Source organism: Martinezella hainanensis, from assembly GCF_900094555.1.
GTDB lineage: Bacteria > Pseudomonadota > Alphaproteobacteria > Rhizobiales > Rhizobiaceae > Rhizobium > Rhizobium hainanense.
Genome location: NZ_FMAC01000001.1, coordinates 1114034 through 1129138, shown reverse-complemented (window position 1 = coordinate 1129138; position 15105 = coordinate 1114034). Strand labels below are relative to the sequence as shown.

Here is a 15105-nt window from a genome sequence, read left to right as displayed (position 1 = left end):
GCGCGGCTTTTTATTTCGATGACTATTTATGGTTGCTTGGTGCGCAACCCAGGCGAGGTCACTTCGTCAGGAGCGTCATCTGCTTGGATGTTTCGGTGGCGATTGTCTTGAAGGCGGCGACCAGATCCGACATCTGCTGGGCAGCGAAGTAGTTTGATGGGCTTGTTGCGCAAGTCTGCAGGAGACTTTGTCCGCGCGCCGGAGCCATGAAGGCAACAGTGTAGATTTTGATACCAGCGGCCTTTGCAGAATTGCAGGTTGCCAACGTCTTCTGGTCCGAACTGGTGTCGTTGTTTTCTCCATCTGTCATCAAGATGATGTACTTCTGGAAAGTCTTGTTATTCTTCTTGGCCTGTGCAGCTGTTTCGGAAGCCGACATAAGGTTGTTGAAAGCCATTGTCATTGGTGCACTAGACTCGGTACCACCTTCAGCATTCAATCCGCTGACGACGTTTGTGCGAGTCGATTTTGTTCCCCAATCGAGATTGCTATAGCTGTCGACCTCGCTGCTCCAAGCAATGGCCGCAGTGCGAACATATTGCGAGGTAGGATCGGCCGCATCCAACTGGTCCAAAAGACTACCGACTGCTGTTTTCAGTGCTGCAATCTTTTTGATATAACAAGGGCTCTGAGCCTTTGAATACTGATACAGATAATTCCCTTTAGTATAATATTGAATACAGCTTGTCTGAGTGGTGTCGACAACTTCCGTATTCAGCAACATCGAGCCGGACTTATCGAGCGCGATCTCCATCGACAAGGCATTCTTCTGGGTTTCAGAAGTCTTTCCGCTGATTGACGTGCTGGACGTAGAAATGTTCAGGGAACTCTGTCCGGTCAGGCGGGTCATGCTGTTCACCGGCATCGAATAGGATGAATTCACGACGACCGTGTAACCCGAATTCCCCGAGGAATCGGTCGTTTTTGTCACCGTCGTGCTGGTGCCTGCTTTCAGTGAATTCGTAGCATCCGCATCGCCGGCGAGATAATTCGACATCTGGCCGAGCACAAAATTGTTGGCGAGATCCTTGGCGGTCGTTGTGGTCGCGCTACCGTCCGCAAGCGCTGTTGCCGTAGCGAGCGCAGCTGCATCCGTCGATTCCTGCAGCTGGCTGCGTGTCAGCGACATGTTCGTGACATCGACCGCCACGCCGCCCGCTACGGCCAGCACCGGGACTGAAATCGCGGTCAGGATGCCAAAGTTTCCGGCTCTATCGCGTAAAAGTTGTTTTAATACACAAAGTAAATTGGAGCCGGCAATCATCATGTCCGCCTATTGGAAAGAGTTGGATTCTCAAGAACGGCGGGACTATCAAATACAAATATTAGTTGAAGGTTTAAGCGACCGGTCGATTTTTAACAAATTGCCTAGTCTGACGCGATTTGCTTCAGATTTTTACTACTTTAAGTATATTCTATTTTAGTGGAATAACATCTACTGCCTGAACGGCTTTCTGGTTGCCGTAACTCTTCAGTACACCGATAACGGGGGCAACGTCCGAATAATCGCGGCCATAGGCAACGACGATGTGATCCGTTCCGGCGGGAATATTGTTCGTCGGATCGAGCTCAATCCACCCTGCCGTCTCGCCGCACCAGACGCGCACCCATGCATGCATGGCGTCTGCACCTTCCAGTCTCTCCTTGCCGGGCGGCGGGATGGTACGCAGAAAACCGCTGACATAGCCGGCGGGGATGCCGAGACTGCGCAGCGTGATGATCATCACATGCGAGAAATCCTGGCAGACGCCGCGCTTGAGACGAAACGCCTCCTTGGGCGTGGTGTCGACAGTCGTCGCCTTGGGATCGTAGGTGAAATCCTTGTGGATTTGCGCGCAGACCGCATGGGCGATCTGCAGGGTCGTGAGATTGGTGGCCTTCCATTGCTTGCTGTAATCCGCAATCTCGCCTGTTTCGGGCAGACGCGGGCTGCTGCCGAGAAAATGATGGGGCGAGGAGGGATCGATCGACCAGCAATCGTCGATCTCCTCAGGCAATTTGCCGAGAAGGGGGGAAAAGTCGGCCCCGACGGGCTGGCTTTCTACCTGAACACGCGCCTGCATGCGGATGTCGAGCCTTTCATGCGGATCGCGCACCAGGATCGAGGTTGCCGGATGCTGGAAAAAATCCGTGAAGTTCGATTGTTCATCCGGCCCCGGGGTTATCTTCACCGAGCCGGCGATCAGTCTCTGCCGATTGGGCAGGGAGAGCGGCATGACGCGCAGGATATGCCGCGCGCCGCTCGCCGGCACGTCGTAGATATAGCCCATGTGAAGCGAGAGGTCGTAGAGCATCACGTCATCCGAGATAGGTGCGTGCCAGCAGGTCGGAAAGCCGCTCCAGTTCGCGCGCCAGCTGCTGGTAGACTTCGACAGTCATGGTTTCCGGCGTCATGACAGCCAATCCCGAATGCAGCCGCATGGCCTCGCGGTAGAAGGGCGACATCTGGCCGTTGACGAAAGCGTTCGGCAGCTGCTCCACCTCGCGGTGGATCTCGTTCATCTGGAAGAGGATCGAGCGCGGGTTGAGCGGATCGAGCGCCAAAAGGTCCGTCACCGTCAGGCGTGCCGTATTGACGTTGTAGCGGCGGCGATGGGTCATGACGCTGTCGCCAATCTCAAGCAGCATGTCGAGCGCGCCATCGGGCGCATCGGGACCGGACATGTGGCCGAGCAGCCGCGTCATGTGCAGGCCGCGCTCGATATAGCGGCCGAGCGACAGGAAGCGCCAGCCGGTGAAGCGGTACATGTTTTCATGCACGAGACCGGCAAAGCCCGCGAGCTTGCGCAGCAGGATCGTCATGGCGTGGCTGGCGTCATCGCCGTGCTTGACGCCTTCCTTGAAGCGGCGTGCCGTCTTTGCGAGGTCGTTCAGGGCAAGCCAGCCGTCAGGCGAGAAGCGGTCGCGAATGTTGCTTGCCGAATAGACGGCGCTATCGATGTTGCGCAGCAGGGTTTCCGGCACCGCCTGCTTGGTGTCGATGTCGATGGCGGCAAGATAAGCACTGACATCGGCAAGTAGCGGCTGGTTCGGATCGGCCGCTTCGGCAAAACGCCCATGCCAGGCGCGCAGGATGCGCAAGGCGCCTTCGGCGCGCTCGATATAGCGGCCAAGCCAGAAGAGATTGTCGGCGGCTCGGCTCGGCAGGCTGCCCGGCATGTTGCGGGTGAAGGTCTCTTCGGCCGGCAGCAGCGTATGGGCTTCGACGGGCTTGTCCGAGACGATCCACACGTCGGCCGCCGAGCCGCCGGCCTGCATGGCAATGGCCGCGACATCGTCACCACTGCCGATGCGGGCGAAACCACCCGGCATGATCTGCCAGCCATTGTCGGTGCGGGCGGCGAAGACGCGCAGGCTCATGGGACGCGGCGTGAGCTTGCCGTTGACCCAGGCCGGCGTCGTCGATAGCGTGACGACCTCCTGGCCGACGAGCTTCTGCCCTTCGGTCGCGAGCCAATCCGCGATCGAGTCCCGGGCGGTGCTGCGCAAGGTCGAACCCAGCACGGATTGGCCGTTGTCGTCGAAAAAGGGCATGCGGGAATAGGCCGGCCCGATGACCATCTTCTCGATATTGGCGGCGACATGTTCCCGCTCGCTCTTCTGGCCGCACCACCACGTCGCGATCGACGGCAGCTTCAATTCCTCGCCGCGCAAGTGCCGACAGATGGTCGGCATGAAGGCGAGCAAGGCGCGCGTCTCGAGAATGCCAGAGCCGAGCGCGTTGACGATCGTCACCGTTTGCGCCCGCAAAGCCTCGACCATGCCGGGCGTGCCGATATGGGAATGCTGGTTGAGTTCCAGCGGATCGGCGTAGGCGGCATCGAGGCGGCGCCAGAGCACGCTGATCGGCCGCAAGCCGGCAACGGTGCGCACCATCAGCTGATCGTTGACGACGGTGATGTCCTCGCCTTCCAGCAGCATGAAGCCGAGGTAGCGGGCGATATAGGCGTGTTCGTAATAGGTTTCGTTGGCAGGGCCGGGCGTCAGGACGGCGACGCGCCCTTCGCCGCTTCGCTTGCCACCCAGCAGGGCATCGCGAAAAGCACCGAAGAAGGAGGCGAGGCGATGGACCTTGGTTTCGGCGTAGATATCAGAGAAGGCGCGGGTAGTGGCGACGCGGGTTTCCAGTGCAAAGCCGGCGCCGGACGGTGCCTGTGCGCGGTCGGCGAGCACCCACCAGTTGCCATCGGGTCCGCGGCCGACTTCGAACGCCAGGAAATGCAGGTAATGGCCGCTTGCCGGATTGACGCCGACCAGCGGGCGCAGGAATTCCGGATTGGCCGCAATCAAGGCAGGCGGCAGCAATCCCTCGCTGACCAGCCGGCTATCACCATAGATGTCGGCGATGATCGATTCCAATAGATCGGCGCGCTGCTGCAGGCCTTCGGAAAGGGCCTGCCATTCGCGTTCGTCGATGAGCACGGGAATATGCGAAATGGGCCAGCCACGTTCGCTGACACCTGTCGTTCCATAAGCCCGATAGAAAACGCCGGCGTCGCGCAGATAGCGGTCGGCGCGGGCGAAGCGCTCGGTCAATTCCTCTTCCGTCATGCGCGTCAGCGCGGAGAGGAAGTTTTGCCAGACTGGGCGGACAGCGCCGGTATTGTCGACCATTTCGTCGGCGACACCGGGCAAGGGACGATAGGCAAAGGCCGGCGCCTTGGCAGTGCCGGTCTTTACCTCATCCCGTCGTTCCGTCGCCGGTTTTCTACCCATGCATGGTTCCGTCTCAAATTCCTGCCGGTCGCCTGAGATCGAGCGTCAGCGGGAATTCCACCGATGCGGTCTCCGGTCTTACGGCATAGCCACCCGCTGTATGCCCCCAAGGCTCGAAACGCGCAAGACGTCGCGCTTCCGCCTCGTTGCCATTAACGGGGAATGTGTCGTAGTTCCGGCCGCCCGGATGGGCAACGTGGTAGATGCAGCCGCCGATCGAGCGCTGCGACCATGTATCATAGATATCGAAGGTCAGCGGCGTATCGATCGGCAGAACCGGGTGCAGGCCCGAGGCCGGATGCCATGCCTTGTAGCGCACGCCGGCGACCGAGACACCCGCCATTCCCGTTGGCGTCAGCGGCACAGGGCGGCCGTTGCAGGTTACCATATAGCGGGAGGGATTTGATGTTTCGAAGCGAACCTGCAGTCGCTCGACCGACGAATCGACATAACGGACGGTGCCGCCGATCGCACCTTCTTCGCCCATGACATGCCACGGCTCCAGCGCTTGGCGCAGCTCCAGCTTGCTGCCCTCATACTCGACTTCGCCGCAGAAGGGGAAGCGGAATTCGAGCTGCGCCTGGAACCATTCCGGCCGCAGGTCGAAACCGTTTTCGCGGAGATCCGAGAGTACGTCGAGGAAATCCTGCCAGATGTAATGCGGCAGCATGAAGCGATCATGCAGCGTCGTGCCCCAGCGCACGAATCGGCCATCGATCGGATTGCGCCAGAAGCGGGCGATGAGCGCGCGCACCAGCAATTGCTGGGCAAGGCTCATGCGAGCATTCGGCGGCATTTCGAAGCCGCGGAATTCGACAAGACCGAGACGTCCCGTCGGTCCGTCAGGCGAAAACAGCTTGTCGATGCAGATTTCCGAGCGGTGGGTGTTGCCGGTAACATCGGTCAGAAGATTGCGGAAGAGCCGGTCCACCAGCCACGGAAGCGGTTGCAGCCCGCGGCCCGGCGCCGGCACCTGGGCCAACGCGATTTCGAGTTCATAGAGGCTGTCGTGGCGGGCCTCGTCGATGCGCGGCGCCTGGCTTGTGGGACCGATAAACATGCCGGAAAAGAGATAGGAGAGCGAGGGATGGCGCTGCCAGTGCAGCACCAGGCTCTTCAACAGGTCGGGACGGCGCAGGAACGGGCTGTCCATGGTACTGCGGCCGCCGACGACGACATGGTTGCCGCCGCCGGTGCCGGTGTGGCGGCCGTCGATCATGAACTTGTCGGTGCCCAGCCGGCTGGCGCGTGCCTCGTCATAAACCGCCGTGGTGATATCGACGGCTTCCTTCCAGCTTGATGCAGGATGGATGTTCACCTCGATCACGCCGGGGTCTGGAGCGACGCGGATGACATTGATGCGCTCGTCCTGCGGTGGCGGATAGCCCTCGATATGCACAGGCAAATTCAGAGCGGCCGCGGCGCGTTCGGCCGAGGCGACGAGATCGAGGTATTCCTCGACGCTGACCGTCGGCGGCATGAAGATACAGAGGCGTCCGTCTCGCGGTTCGACGCTGATGGCCGTGCGGACATAGCCGCCGATCTCATCGAGGGATTGCGGCATGATCGGCTGCTGGCCGGTGAAGGGCTGGAAATGGGCAGCCTGCAGCGGCCGGCCCTTGTCCTCGTTGTAATCCGGCAGCGCGTCGCGCGGGATCGTAGGGTCCATCGGGTTGATGTAGGGATATTGCGATGCCGGTATCCAGCCGAGCGAATTCAGCGGCAGGCGATAGCCGACCGGGCTGTCGCCGGGCGTCAGGAAGATGCGGCCGCGGCGCGTGCGCCACTTCTCGCTCGTCCAGCGGCCGCCGCTGGCGCGTGCATTCCATGCCTGGATGGGAAGGATATAGCCCGTCGGGCGCGTCAAGCCGCGCTCGAAAACGCGGGCCATGCGTGAGCGCTCCTCCGGGTCCTTCAGCTTCGAGTTCGAAGGGTCGACATTGTCGGGTAGATTTGCTTCCTTCACCAGCCATTCGGCCGGATCTTCGAAGGCGGGGGACACGTAGTCAGGGTCGATGTCGAGTTCGCCGGCGATCGCCGTCAACAGACGGCCGGCATCGTCTTCGGTGACGCTATAATTGCGGCCCTCATCGGCGATCAGATCGGGGTTTGACCAGATCGGTCGGCCGTCGCGCCGCCAATAGAGCGAGAAGGTCCAGCGCGGCAGGCTTTCGCCGGGATACCATTTGCCCTGGCCGTAATGCAGGAAGCCGTTCGGCGCGAAGCGTTCGCGCAGAAGGCGGATCAGCGTATCGGCCTTTTCGCGCTTGGTCGGACCGACGGCAGCCGTATTCCATTCGTCGGATTGGAAGTCGTCGATCGACACGAACGTCGGCTCGCCGCCCATGGTCAGGCGCACGTCGTCTTGCTTGAGGATCGCGTCGACCTTTTCGCCGAGCGCGTTCAAGGCATCCCAGCTTTCGTCGGAGAAGGGCTTGGTGATGCGCGGATGCTCGGCGACGCGGGCGACCTTCATGTCGAAATCGAATTCGGTCTTGGCCTCGCCAAAATAACCGCCGGAGATCGGTGCGGCATTGCGGTAGTGCGGCGTGGCCGCGAGCGGGATGTGGCTTTCGCCGGTGAGCAGGCCCGAAGTCGGGTCGAGGCCGACCCAGCCGGCGCCGGGAAGATAGACTTCCGCCCAGGCATGCAGATCAGTGAAATCGACCTCGGTGCCGGAGGGGCCGTCGAGCGCCTTCAGGTCAGGCGTGAGCTGAATGAGGTAGCCGGAGACGAAACGGGCAGCAAGGCCGAGGTGACGCAACACCTGCACCAGCAGCCAGCTCGTGTCACGGCAGGAACCCTTGGCTTTTTCCAGCGTCTCTTCGGGCGTCTGTACGCCGGCTTCCATGCGGATGACGTAGCCGATCTCCTGCTGCAAGCGAGCATTGAGGCCGACGATCATGTCAACGGTCTTTTGTTCGGAACGGTCGAGCGTCGCGAGGAAGGTTTTCAGCTTGGGGCCTGGCTCCTCCGGCTTCATATAGATCGATAGATCCTCGCGGATGGTCTCGGGATAATCGAAGGGCCATTTGGTGGCTTCCTCTTCGACGAAGAAGTCGAAGGGATTGTAAACGGTCATATCGGCGACGAGATCGACCTCGATCTTCAGTTCGGTCACCGGATCGGGAAAGACGAAGCGGGCGAGATAATTGCCGTAGGGGTCCTGCTGGAGGTTCACGAAATGGTTCGACGGCGTAACCTTGAGCGCGTGGCTGAGCACGCGGGTCTTGGAATGCGAAGCGGGTTTCAGGCGGATGATCTGGGGGCCGAGGCGGACCGGATTGTCGTAGATGTAATGGGTGAGATGATAGATGCTCGCCTTGATCGCCATATGTCTCTTCGCCTAATCCGCATCGTTGTGCGGTGATTGCTGTTCCCTTGGGGTAGTGTGTGCAATGCAGCGAAAGAAAGCAAGGTGTCTCCCAGCGCTTCGAAAAGTCCTGCCGTGTAACGCCGAAACAAAAACGGCGAGCTTTCGCCCGCCGTTCTGAAATCTTGATCTGGTTGCTTGCAATCAGCTTCTGCCGAATTCGTCCACGAGGCGGATGATGTCGTCTTCGCCGAGATAGGAGCCGGTCTGCACTTCGATCAGCTCCAGCAGGATCTTGCCAGGGTTCGACAGGCGATGCACTTCGCCGAGCGGGATATAGACCGACTCGTTTTCGCGCAGCATCTGCACGTTTTCGCCGACAGTGACTTCCGCCGTGCCCTTGACGACGATCCAGTGCTCGGAGCGATGGTGATGCTTCTGCAGCGACAGCTTCTTGCCCGGCAGCACGAAGATGCGCTTCACCTGGAAGCGCTCGCCGTTCAGCACGGAGGTATAGCCGCCCCAGGGGCGGTAAGAAGTCGGATGCGTTTCGGTGAGTTTGGCCGTCTTCTTCTCGCTCGCCAGCAGCTTGACGAGCTTGCCGACTTCCTGGCTGTCCTTGAGATGGCCGACATAGACCGCATCTTCGCTGGCGATGACGGCGACGTCCTCAAGGCCCTGCACGGCGACATGAAGGCTGTGCGACATGACGAGCGAATTCTTGGTGTTGACCAGCGTCGTGGCGCCGGCCGACACGTTGCCGCTTTCGTCACGGCTGCCAACCTTCCAGACCGCATCCCAGCTGCCGAGATCGGACCAGGTGAAGGGCGAGGGGACGACGGCGGCATTGGCCGTCTTTTCCATCAGCGCGTAGTCGATGGAAATGTCCGGGCTCTTGGAGAAATTGTCGGCGTCGAGGCGGGTGAAATCCAGATCGCGCGTCGATTTGGAGACGGCCTTGCTGGCAGCCTTTTCGACGTCGGGCGCAAATTCCTTCATCTCGGCGAGAAGCTGGGCGGCGGAGAACATGAACATGCCGGAGTTCCAGTAGAAATGGCCGCTGGCAACCATCTCCTTGGCCTTGTCCAAGGCAGGCTTCTCGACGAAGCGCTTGACCGCATGAGCGCCGGTCGCAAGCGCCTTGCCGCTTTCGATATAACCGTAGCCGGTCGCCGGCTCCGTCGGCTTGATGCCGAAGGTGACGAGCTTGCCCTGAAGGGCGGTATCGCGCGCGAGACGAACGCAATCGTAATAGGTCGTATTGGCGTCGATCTCGTAGTCGGAGCCGAGCACATGCATGATCGCGTCCTTGCCGAAGAGCTCGGTAACGAGTACGGCGGCGGCGGCGACGGCGGCGGCGGTATTGCGGGCGATCGGCTCCAGCAGCACGGCAGCGAGCTTCAGGTCGAGTTCGCGGGCCTGCTCTGCGACGAGGAAGCGGAATTCCTCATTGGTCAGGACGATCGGCGCTTCGTAGAGCTCCGGATCGGCTACACGCTCCAAAGTGTTCTGAAACAGCGTCCTGTCGCCGATGAACTGGATGAATTGCTTCGGGGCGGAAGCGCGCGACAGCGGCCACAGCCGCGTACCCTTGCCTCCTGCCATGATCACCGGAACGATCTTTGCTGCCATACTCTGCCTCTCCTAGACACTTCAACCGAGAGCGGATCGTCAAAAGCACAACCGCTGCGCTTTCCGTCATGCTCCCTCGACAACGTTCATCGCCATTGCGATATTTTTTGGCAAAACGCTAGCGCTAATATGCCAGCAGCGTAAACATTCGGCGATCTTGGCGCGGAAATCACGATGAAAGCCGACCGCACGCGCTTTTCCGAAGGAGAGAGGCAGAATCGATAGAAGCGACTCTGCCTCTCAAGATCCGCCATAGGCCAGCGAGGCCACGGCAATGATCATCGTCATGTCGGAGATTAAGCTTCTGCCCTGTCGTGCTGTTCATCGTGCACCGGCGCATGGTTGAGGCCATTGCGCCTGTTGTACCGGATGGAGGACCAGAGCGAGATGCCGATCAGAGCCGCGCCGCCAAGGCCGGTGATGACTTCCGGGATATGCGTCAGCGTCTGCACGTACATGATCACCGAAAGGATCAGGATGGCATAGAAGGCGCCGTGCTCGAGGTAGCGATAGTGGGCGAGGGTGCCCTTTTCCACCAGCATGATCGTCATGGAACGGACATACATGGCGCCGATGCCGAGGCCGATCGCGATGATGAAGAGGTTCTGGGTAAGGGCGAAGGCGCCGATGACGCCGTCGAAGGAGAAGCTGGCGTCGAGGATTTCGAGATAGAGGAAAGCGCCGAAACCGCCCTTTGCCGCTGCACTCATCGTCCTTTGTGAGGCATCCAGAAAGCCCGCCAGAACCTCCACGAGCAGGAAGGTCAGGAGGCCGTAGATCGAGGCGTGCAGGAAGGTCGTGGCATCATCACCATCGAGTACCGAGGTGAAAATGAGAACCATGATCAGCACGAAGGCGATCTCCACGCCCTTGACGGTGGCGAAATGCGCCATCCGCTTCTCGATGAAGCTGATCCAGTGCACGTCCTTTTCGTGATTGAAGAAATAGGTCAGGCCCACCATCATCAGGAAGGTGCCGCCGAAGGCAGCGATCGGCAGATGTGCCGCCTGCATGATCTCGGCATATTGCTCGGGCTTGGTGGCGGCGAGCTTCAACGCTTCCCAGGGGTTGATCCAGGCGGCGATAGCGACGATCGCCAGCGGAAAGACGATCCGCATGCCGAAGACGGCGATAATGATGCCCCAGGTCAGGAAGCGATGCTGCCAGACCGGCGTCATCTCCTTCAGCTTGTTGGCATTGACAATGGCATTGTCGAAGGAAAGCGAGATTTCGAGGACGGCCAGAACGGCACAGATGAAGAAAGCCGTGGCAAGGCCGCTGAAGGTGCCGGTGGTGTTCCAGCCGAGCAGAGCGCCGAGGGCAAGGCCGCCGATGGTAACGGCAAAAGCCCAGCCGAAATAGCCGAGCACGGATTTTGAAGCGGTGGGCGAGCTCATGGGCGCGCCTCGCCGCAAGGGGTGTGAATCCATCCGGATTGCGCACATAGCCGCATACCGAAGACGGCATGCGGGTGAGGCATGGTCAAGCTGATCATGGAAACGATGTCCGCCGGCTCATCTGCAGGCGGTACCGACATCGCGAGAGCGCCGTGAAAACTCTCGCCAGAGGGGCCCGGCACCAAAGTTCAATCCGTCGCCGATGTCAGGGAGGCGCGGAGATAGCCCATAGTTAGTCAAGTTGCGATGCAGGTCAAGAGTTGAAATCGCGGCGATAACAACTGTCCTTGATAGCGAGAATTGGAGGAACCAAACAGAAAGGGCTGCGTTTGCCCTCAAGGCGATCTTGAGCCGTCCACCGCTTGGACACCACAGGCGGATCATCATCCGACAATATCGACAGACAGGAGAAGCTCCGATGAGCCCGACACCCATTCACCGCAAGTCGCAAACGCAAAAACCGGAACTGACGGAGCGGCAGAAGAAGGCGCGGCCGAATACGTTACGCCAAGCTCAGGTTCTGCCGCCGCATCAGGTGGATCTCACCCTGCATCCCGTGACACATGAGGATGTGCATGTTCCCGCTCATGTCAATGGCGCAGACCTGTCGCGCGAGGCGCCGGCCGATGCCAATCATGGCCGGAAGCCAAAGAACCAGCCGCGGCACTAACTCGGATATTGGCCGTGCGTGCGGGAATGGCCGCTACTTGTGGCGAGGTGCCTTGCCGTCGGATGTAAAGCTGCCGTTGAAGCTCATTTCGGTCGATTTCGCCGAGCATTCGATGGCGATCGGCTTGCCGGCATAGGGGTTGGCGAAGGTGCAGGCGCCTTTTGCCTCCACTTTGCCGGAAATCTTGTTGCCCGCACCCGTCGAGATGACGTCGATCGGCAGCTGCGCTGTTCCCTTCTGGCTGCCTGCCTTGATGCCCTTGCCGTTGCCCTGGAAGCCAAGCATCTTGCCGCCGGACGTGAAGATGAAGGTCACGGATCCGTCGGGGCCGGTCACGCTGGCGATTTCGGCTTTGCACCCTTTGGAGGCATCGACCTTGCCGACCACGAGTTTGGCACATTTTCCGCTGACGACGGTAACGCCTTGCGACGGAAAATTTTCTACCGCACCGGCTGAGGTGGCGGCCAAGGCGGTCAATCCAAAAGCAATGCCTGCGAATCGCATAAGAGGGGCTCCTTTCAAGCCCAAGCAAATTCGCCGATCCAAATGTGGCAGTCAACCCGAGGCGGGGCTCAAACCCGAAGCCCGCTGAAATCGCCCGGATTCACGCCGGGCGATTTCAGCGTTTCACGTCTCGCTGTCGCAAGGCCATCCACGGTTCTTGCGCCACACGCTCTAATGTTGTTGAGCCGCTTCCGGGACGAGCGAGCCGATCAACTGCAGCAGGGCATTCTGGCGGTTGCCGCCCCCGGCCAGGAATTCATAGAGGGTCATGCTCTTCTCGCTGCCGCCGTCGACGGTATAATCCGCCTGACGGATGACGTAGACCTCGCCGCTTTCGGTGTCGCGGGCGAGGTGAAACATATATTCATCGCCGTTGGGCTTGTGGTTCTTGTAGAACTGCCGCTTCACCACCGTCATCTCGTCCTCCCGTATGATCGATGCGCTGATATGACAGTAGGATGACGGCGCGGCCGGAAGTCAAGCGGCTTGTGGCAGGAACTTGTGTCGCAGGCTTCGTTCAACTCGCAATCGCAGCGAACAGCAGCATGTGATTGGCTATCTTTCAAAAGACTACTATTCTCGACCTGCGCTCGAATTTTTCGGGACGCGGCTAGTTGGAGATCGAAGCACATGAAAATGATGTTAGCGCTGGGAGCGATTTTGAGCCTGGCATGCGTCTCTGCCGGTGAGGCGCCTTCGAATTATCAGACCTACCACGGCGGCATTCGCGCCGACAGCGATCCGGTGGTGCTGGCAAGATACGACAGGGCGCTCAATCGTTGCGAGCCCGAAGCCTATTCCTGGCGGCGCGGATCGCCGGATGCGAACAGCACGCTTTATTGGCTGGCATTGCGGGATTGCCTCTACCGCCAGGGCTTCGTCGATCGTGGCGTCTATGCCTATCCGACGACGGCAGTGTTCCGGCATTTTCTGGATCGGTGACGGTCAACAACCGTTGCCGCTTGGCGAACACCCTGGCAATGCAAAAATCTCTGCGCCAAGCATGGGCATGGTCAAACGGCAGGAAATGAAAAAGGCCTTTCGATTTCTCGAAAGGCCTTGCTTTTCAGCGAATTAGGATGGTGGGCGTGACAGGGATTGAACCTGTGACCCCTACGATGTCAACGTAGTGCTCTCCCGCTGAGCTACACGCCCATCCGATGGCGGCGCATAGATCACAAAACCTTGGTTGCCGTCAATAGGCTTTTTTCGGTTTTGTGACGAGGCCGCCAGAAGCCTTACGCAGCAAGGAGTTTGTTGACTTCGTCGACGAGTTCGCGAAGGTGGAAAGGCTTGGAAAGGACCTTGGCATCCTTCGGCGCCTTCGAATCGGGGTTCAAAGCGACGGCGGCAAAGCCGGTGATGAACATCACCTTCAGATCGGGGTCGAGCTCGGTGGCGCGGCGCGCCAGCTCGATGCCGTCCATCTCAGGCATGACGATGTCAGTCAAAAGCAGCGAGAACGGCTCTTCGCGCAGCCGGTCGTAAGCGCTGGCTCCATTGTCAAAGGACAAGACCTTGTAGCCGGCTTTTTCGAGTGCCTTCACGAGAAAGCGACGCATGTCGTTGTCGTCTTCGGCAAGAAGTATCTTCTGGGTCATCATCTCTATCGCTAATCAACTTTGTCTTGTTGGACTCGTCCAGCGTTTAGGGTACCGCGACGCCGTAAACAAGCCGTGAATGGTCAGCCAAAACGCGCCATTCGAGCATTTGTTCGAAGCATAGGTGCATTCAGCGAAAACGTCTTGCGTTTTCGCTGACCATACATCCGAGATTCCGAATACGGTGTTTTGGATTAAGGCCATTTTGCTCAAGTTACTATGGACTTGCGGTCATGCAACTGGCAACATGATTGCTGCGACAAGTTGTTGACATGGTAAAGACGTTTATGTCCGCGGAAATGCGTAGTTTCGAGATTTTCGAGGTATTGGAGCCCGCCTCCCAGACGATACCGTTTGTCTACAGCTCGCCTCATAGTGGTCGCATCTATCCCCCCGATTTCGTCGCCCAATCCCGCCTGCAGGGCATCGCCATCCGCCGCTCTGAGGATCATTATGTCGACGAGCTTTTTTCGGCGGCAAGCTCTCTCGGTGCGCCGCTTCTGTTTGCCAATTTTCCGCGCGCCTATATCGACGTGAATCGCGAGCCCTATGAGCTTGATCCGCGCATGTTCGACGGTGCGTTGCCATCCTATGCGAACATCAATTCGCTGCGGGTCGCTGGCGGTCTTGGCACGATCCCGCGAATCGTTGCCGAAAACATGGAAATCTATGCCCGGCGTGTGCCGGTGGAAGATGCGCTGAAGCGAATCGACACCATCTACAAGCCCTATCATGCCACGCTGCGGCGGCTGATTGCGCGCACCCATGTCAAATTCGGTTTCGGCGTGCTGGTCGATTGTCACTCCATGCCGGGCAATATCCGTATCGCCGGCAGCAACATGCGGCCGGATTTCATTCTTGGCGATCGTTACGGCACCAGTGCCTCGGCCGAGCTGTCGCGCGCGGCCATGCAGATCCTCGAGGAACTCGGCTTCAACGCGGTACGCAACAAGCCCTATGCAGGTGGTTTCATTACCGAACATTACGGCCGTCCCTCCCGCGGGCTGCATGCCCTGCAGATAGAGGTCAACCGTTCGCTTTATGTCGATGAGACGACACTTGAAAAACGCCCGGATTTCGACAAGGTCGCCGCCGGCATCACGCTTTTCATGAAGCGCATGGCCGAGCACGTCGAATCCTATACGGGCGATCCGGCGCTGGCGGCGGAATAGCGGGTGTTTTTGCGCCGGGGCTTACCGAAGGACGCGAGCGGGAAAGACAACTCAAACCTTAAGCTTTAGAAACAGGCAGATTTTTATATGCGCGCAAATC

Annotated in this window: 13 protein-coding genes and 1 tRNA gene; 3 read left to right on the top strand and 11 right to left on the bottom strand. The window is 59.4% G+C overall.

The annotated features are described in order from the left end of the window. Positions 1-58: 58 nt before the first annotated feature. The 6 genes from GA0061100_RS05480 to GA0061100_RS05455 all read right to left on the bottom strand — a co-directional run bounded on the left by GA0061100_RS05480 (position 59) and on the right by GA0061100_RS05455 (position 11058). Positions 59-1267 (bottom strand): vWA domain-containing protein, encoded by a 1209-nt coding sequence (locus tag GA0061100_RS05480; RefSeq protein ID WP_244557762.1) that lies wholly within the window; start codon positions 1265-1267, stop codon positions 59-61. Between the two features lie 148 nt (positions 1268-1415). Continuing rightward, a complete protein-coding gene (locus GA0061100_RS05475) occupies positions 1416-2294 on the bottom strand; it encodes a transglutaminase family protein (protein ID WP_075851650.1) in 879 nt (292 codons plus the stop codon). A gap of 4 nt (positions 2295-2298) precedes the next feature. Further along, a complete protein-coding gene (locus GA0061100_RS05470) occupies positions 2299-4716 on the bottom strand; it encodes a circularly permuted type 2 ATP-grasp protein (RefSeq protein WP_075851649.1) in 2418 nt (805 codons plus the stop codon). A 13-nt stretch (positions 4717-4729) separates the two neighbouring features. Then, entirely contained in the window at positions 4730-8050 is a 3321-nt protein-coding gene (locus GA0061100_RS05465; RefSeq protein ID WP_075851648.1) for a transglutaminase family protein, read from the bottom strand. 183 nt (positions 8051-8233) lie between these two features. Next, complete coding sequence (locus tag GA0061100_RS05460) at positions 8234-9661, bottom strand: mannose-1-phosphate guanylyltransferase/mannose-6-phosphate isomerase (protein WP_075851647.1); 1428 nt, start codon at positions 9659-9661, stop codon at positions 8234-8236. Positions 9662-9957: 296 nt separating this feature from the next. Next, complete coding sequence (locus tag GA0061100_RS05455) at positions 9958-11058, bottom strand: DUF475 domain-containing protein (protein ID WP_075851646.1); 1101 nt, start codon at positions 11056-11058, stop codon at positions 9958-9960. Between the two features lie 418 nt (positions 11059-11476). Between GA0061100_RS05455 and GA0061100_RS05450 the strand changes: the two genes are divergently transcribed. Next, on the top strand, positions 11477-11728 hold the full coding sequence (locus GA0061100_RS05450) for a hypothetical protein (RefSeq protein WP_075851645.1): 252 nt from the start codon (positions 11477-11479) through the stop codon (positions 11726-11728). Between the two features lie 33 nt (positions 11729-11761). On the opposite strand, the gene GA0061100_RS05445 is transcribed toward GA0061100_RS05450, so the two are convergent. After that, positions 11762-12232 carry a hypothetical protein gene (locus GA0061100_RS05445; protein WP_075851644.1) on the bottom strand — a complete coding sequence of 157 codons (471 nt, stop codon included), beginning with the start codon at positions 12230-12232 and terminating at the stop codon, positions 11762-11764. Positions 12233-12403: 171 nt separating this feature from the next. Next, positions 12404-12649 (bottom strand): hypothetical protein, encoded by a 246-nt coding sequence (locus GA0061100_RS05440; protein WP_075851643.1) that lies wholly within the window; start codon positions 12647-12649, stop codon positions 12404-12406. Positions 12650-12862: 213 nt separating this feature from the next. Here GA0061100_RS05440 and GA0061100_RS05435 point away from each other — a divergent pair, with 213 nt between their 5' ends. After that, positions 12863-13174 (top strand): hypothetical protein, encoded by a 312-nt coding sequence (locus tag GA0061100_RS05435; protein WP_075851642.1) that lies wholly within the window; start codon positions 12863-12865, stop codon positions 13172-13174. A gap of 138 nt (positions 13175-13312) precedes the next feature. Here the strand turns inward: GA0061100_RS05435 and GA0061100_RS05430 are convergent. Both GA0061100_RS05430 and cpdR1 read right to left on the bottom strand, forming a co-directional pair. After that, a tRNA-Val gene (locus GA0061100_RS05430) sits at positions 13313-13387 on the bottom strand. Positions 13388-13470: 83 nt separating this feature from the next. Further along, positions 13471-13833, bottom strand: coding sequence for a response regulator CpdR1 (gene cpdR1 / locus GA0061100_RS05425; protein ID WP_004117561.1), 363 nt, complete (start codon positions 13831-13833; stop codon positions 13471-13473). 272 nt (positions 13834-14105) lie between these two features. Between cpdR1 and GA0061100_RS05420 the strand changes: the two genes are divergently transcribed. After that, positions 14106-15005: an N-formylglutamate amidohydrolase gene (locus GA0061100_RS05420; protein ID WP_244557761.1), complete on the top strand. Its 900-nt coding sequence runs from the start codon at positions 14106-14108 to the stop codon at positions 15003-15005. On the opposite strand, the gene GA0061100_RS35520 is transcribed toward GA0061100_RS05420, so the two are convergent. After that, positions 14972-15055 carry a hypothetical protein gene (locus tag GA0061100_RS35520; protein WP_083961272.1) on the bottom strand — a complete coding sequence of 28 codons (84 nt, stop codon included), beginning with the start codon at positions 15053-15055 and terminating at the stop codon, positions 14972-14974. The two genes, GA0061100_RS05420 and GA0061100_RS35520, sit on opposite strands and share 34 nt — an antisense overlap. Between the last annotated feature and the right edge of the window lie 50 nt (positions 15056-15105).

Bases quoted from the DNA above. Each gene is read 5' to 3' on its own strand.
- GA0061100_RS05445 (WP_075851644.1), bottom strand. From the start codon at position 12,232: ATGCGATTCGCAGGCATTGCTTTTGGATTGACCGCCTTGGCCGCCACC.
- GA0061100_RS05465 (WP_075851648.1), bottom strand. From the start codon at position 8,050: ATGGCGATCAAGGCGAGCATCTATCATCTCACCCATTACATCTACGAC.
- cpdR1 (WP_004117561.1), bottom strand. From the start codon at position 13,833: ATGACCCAGAAGATACTTCTTGCCGAAGACGACAACGACATGCGTCGC.
- GA0061100_RS05420 (WP_244557761.1), top strand. From the start codon at position 14,106: ATGGTAAAGACGTTTATGTCCGCGGAAATGCGTAGTTTCGAGATTTTC.
- GA0061100_RS05480 (WP_244557762.1), bottom strand. From the start codon at position 1,267: ATGATGATTGCCGGCTCCAATTTACTTTGTGTATTAAAACAACTTTTA.
- GA0061100_RS05470 (WP_075851649.1), bottom strand. From the start codon at position 4,716: ATGGGTAGAAAACCGGCGACGGAACGACGGGATGAGGTAAAGACCGGC.
- GA0061100_RS05440 (WP_075851643.1), bottom strand. From the start codon at position 12,649: ATGACGGTGGTGAAGCGGCAGTTCTACAAGAACCACAAGCCCAACGGC.
- GA0061100_RS05460 (WP_075851647.1), bottom strand. From the start codon at position 9,661: ATGGCAGCAAAGATCGTTCCGGTGATCATGGCAGGAGGCAAGGGTACG.
- GA0061100_RS05435 (WP_075851642.1), top strand. From the start codon at position 12,863: ATGAAAATGATGTTAGCGCTGGGAGCGATTTTGAGCCTGGCATGCGTC.
- GA0061100_RS05450 (WP_075851645.1), top strand. From the start codon at position 11,477: ATGAGCCCGACACCCATTCACCGCAAGTCGCAAACGCAAAAACCGGAA.
- GA0061100_RS05475 (WP_075851650.1), bottom strand. From the start codon at position 2,294: ATGCTCTACGACCTCTCGCTTCACATGGGCTATATCTACGACGTGCCG.
- GA0061100_RS05455 (WP_075851646.1), bottom strand. From the start codon at position 11,058: ATGAGCTCGCCCACCGCTTCAAAATCCGTGCTCGGCTATTTCGGCTGG.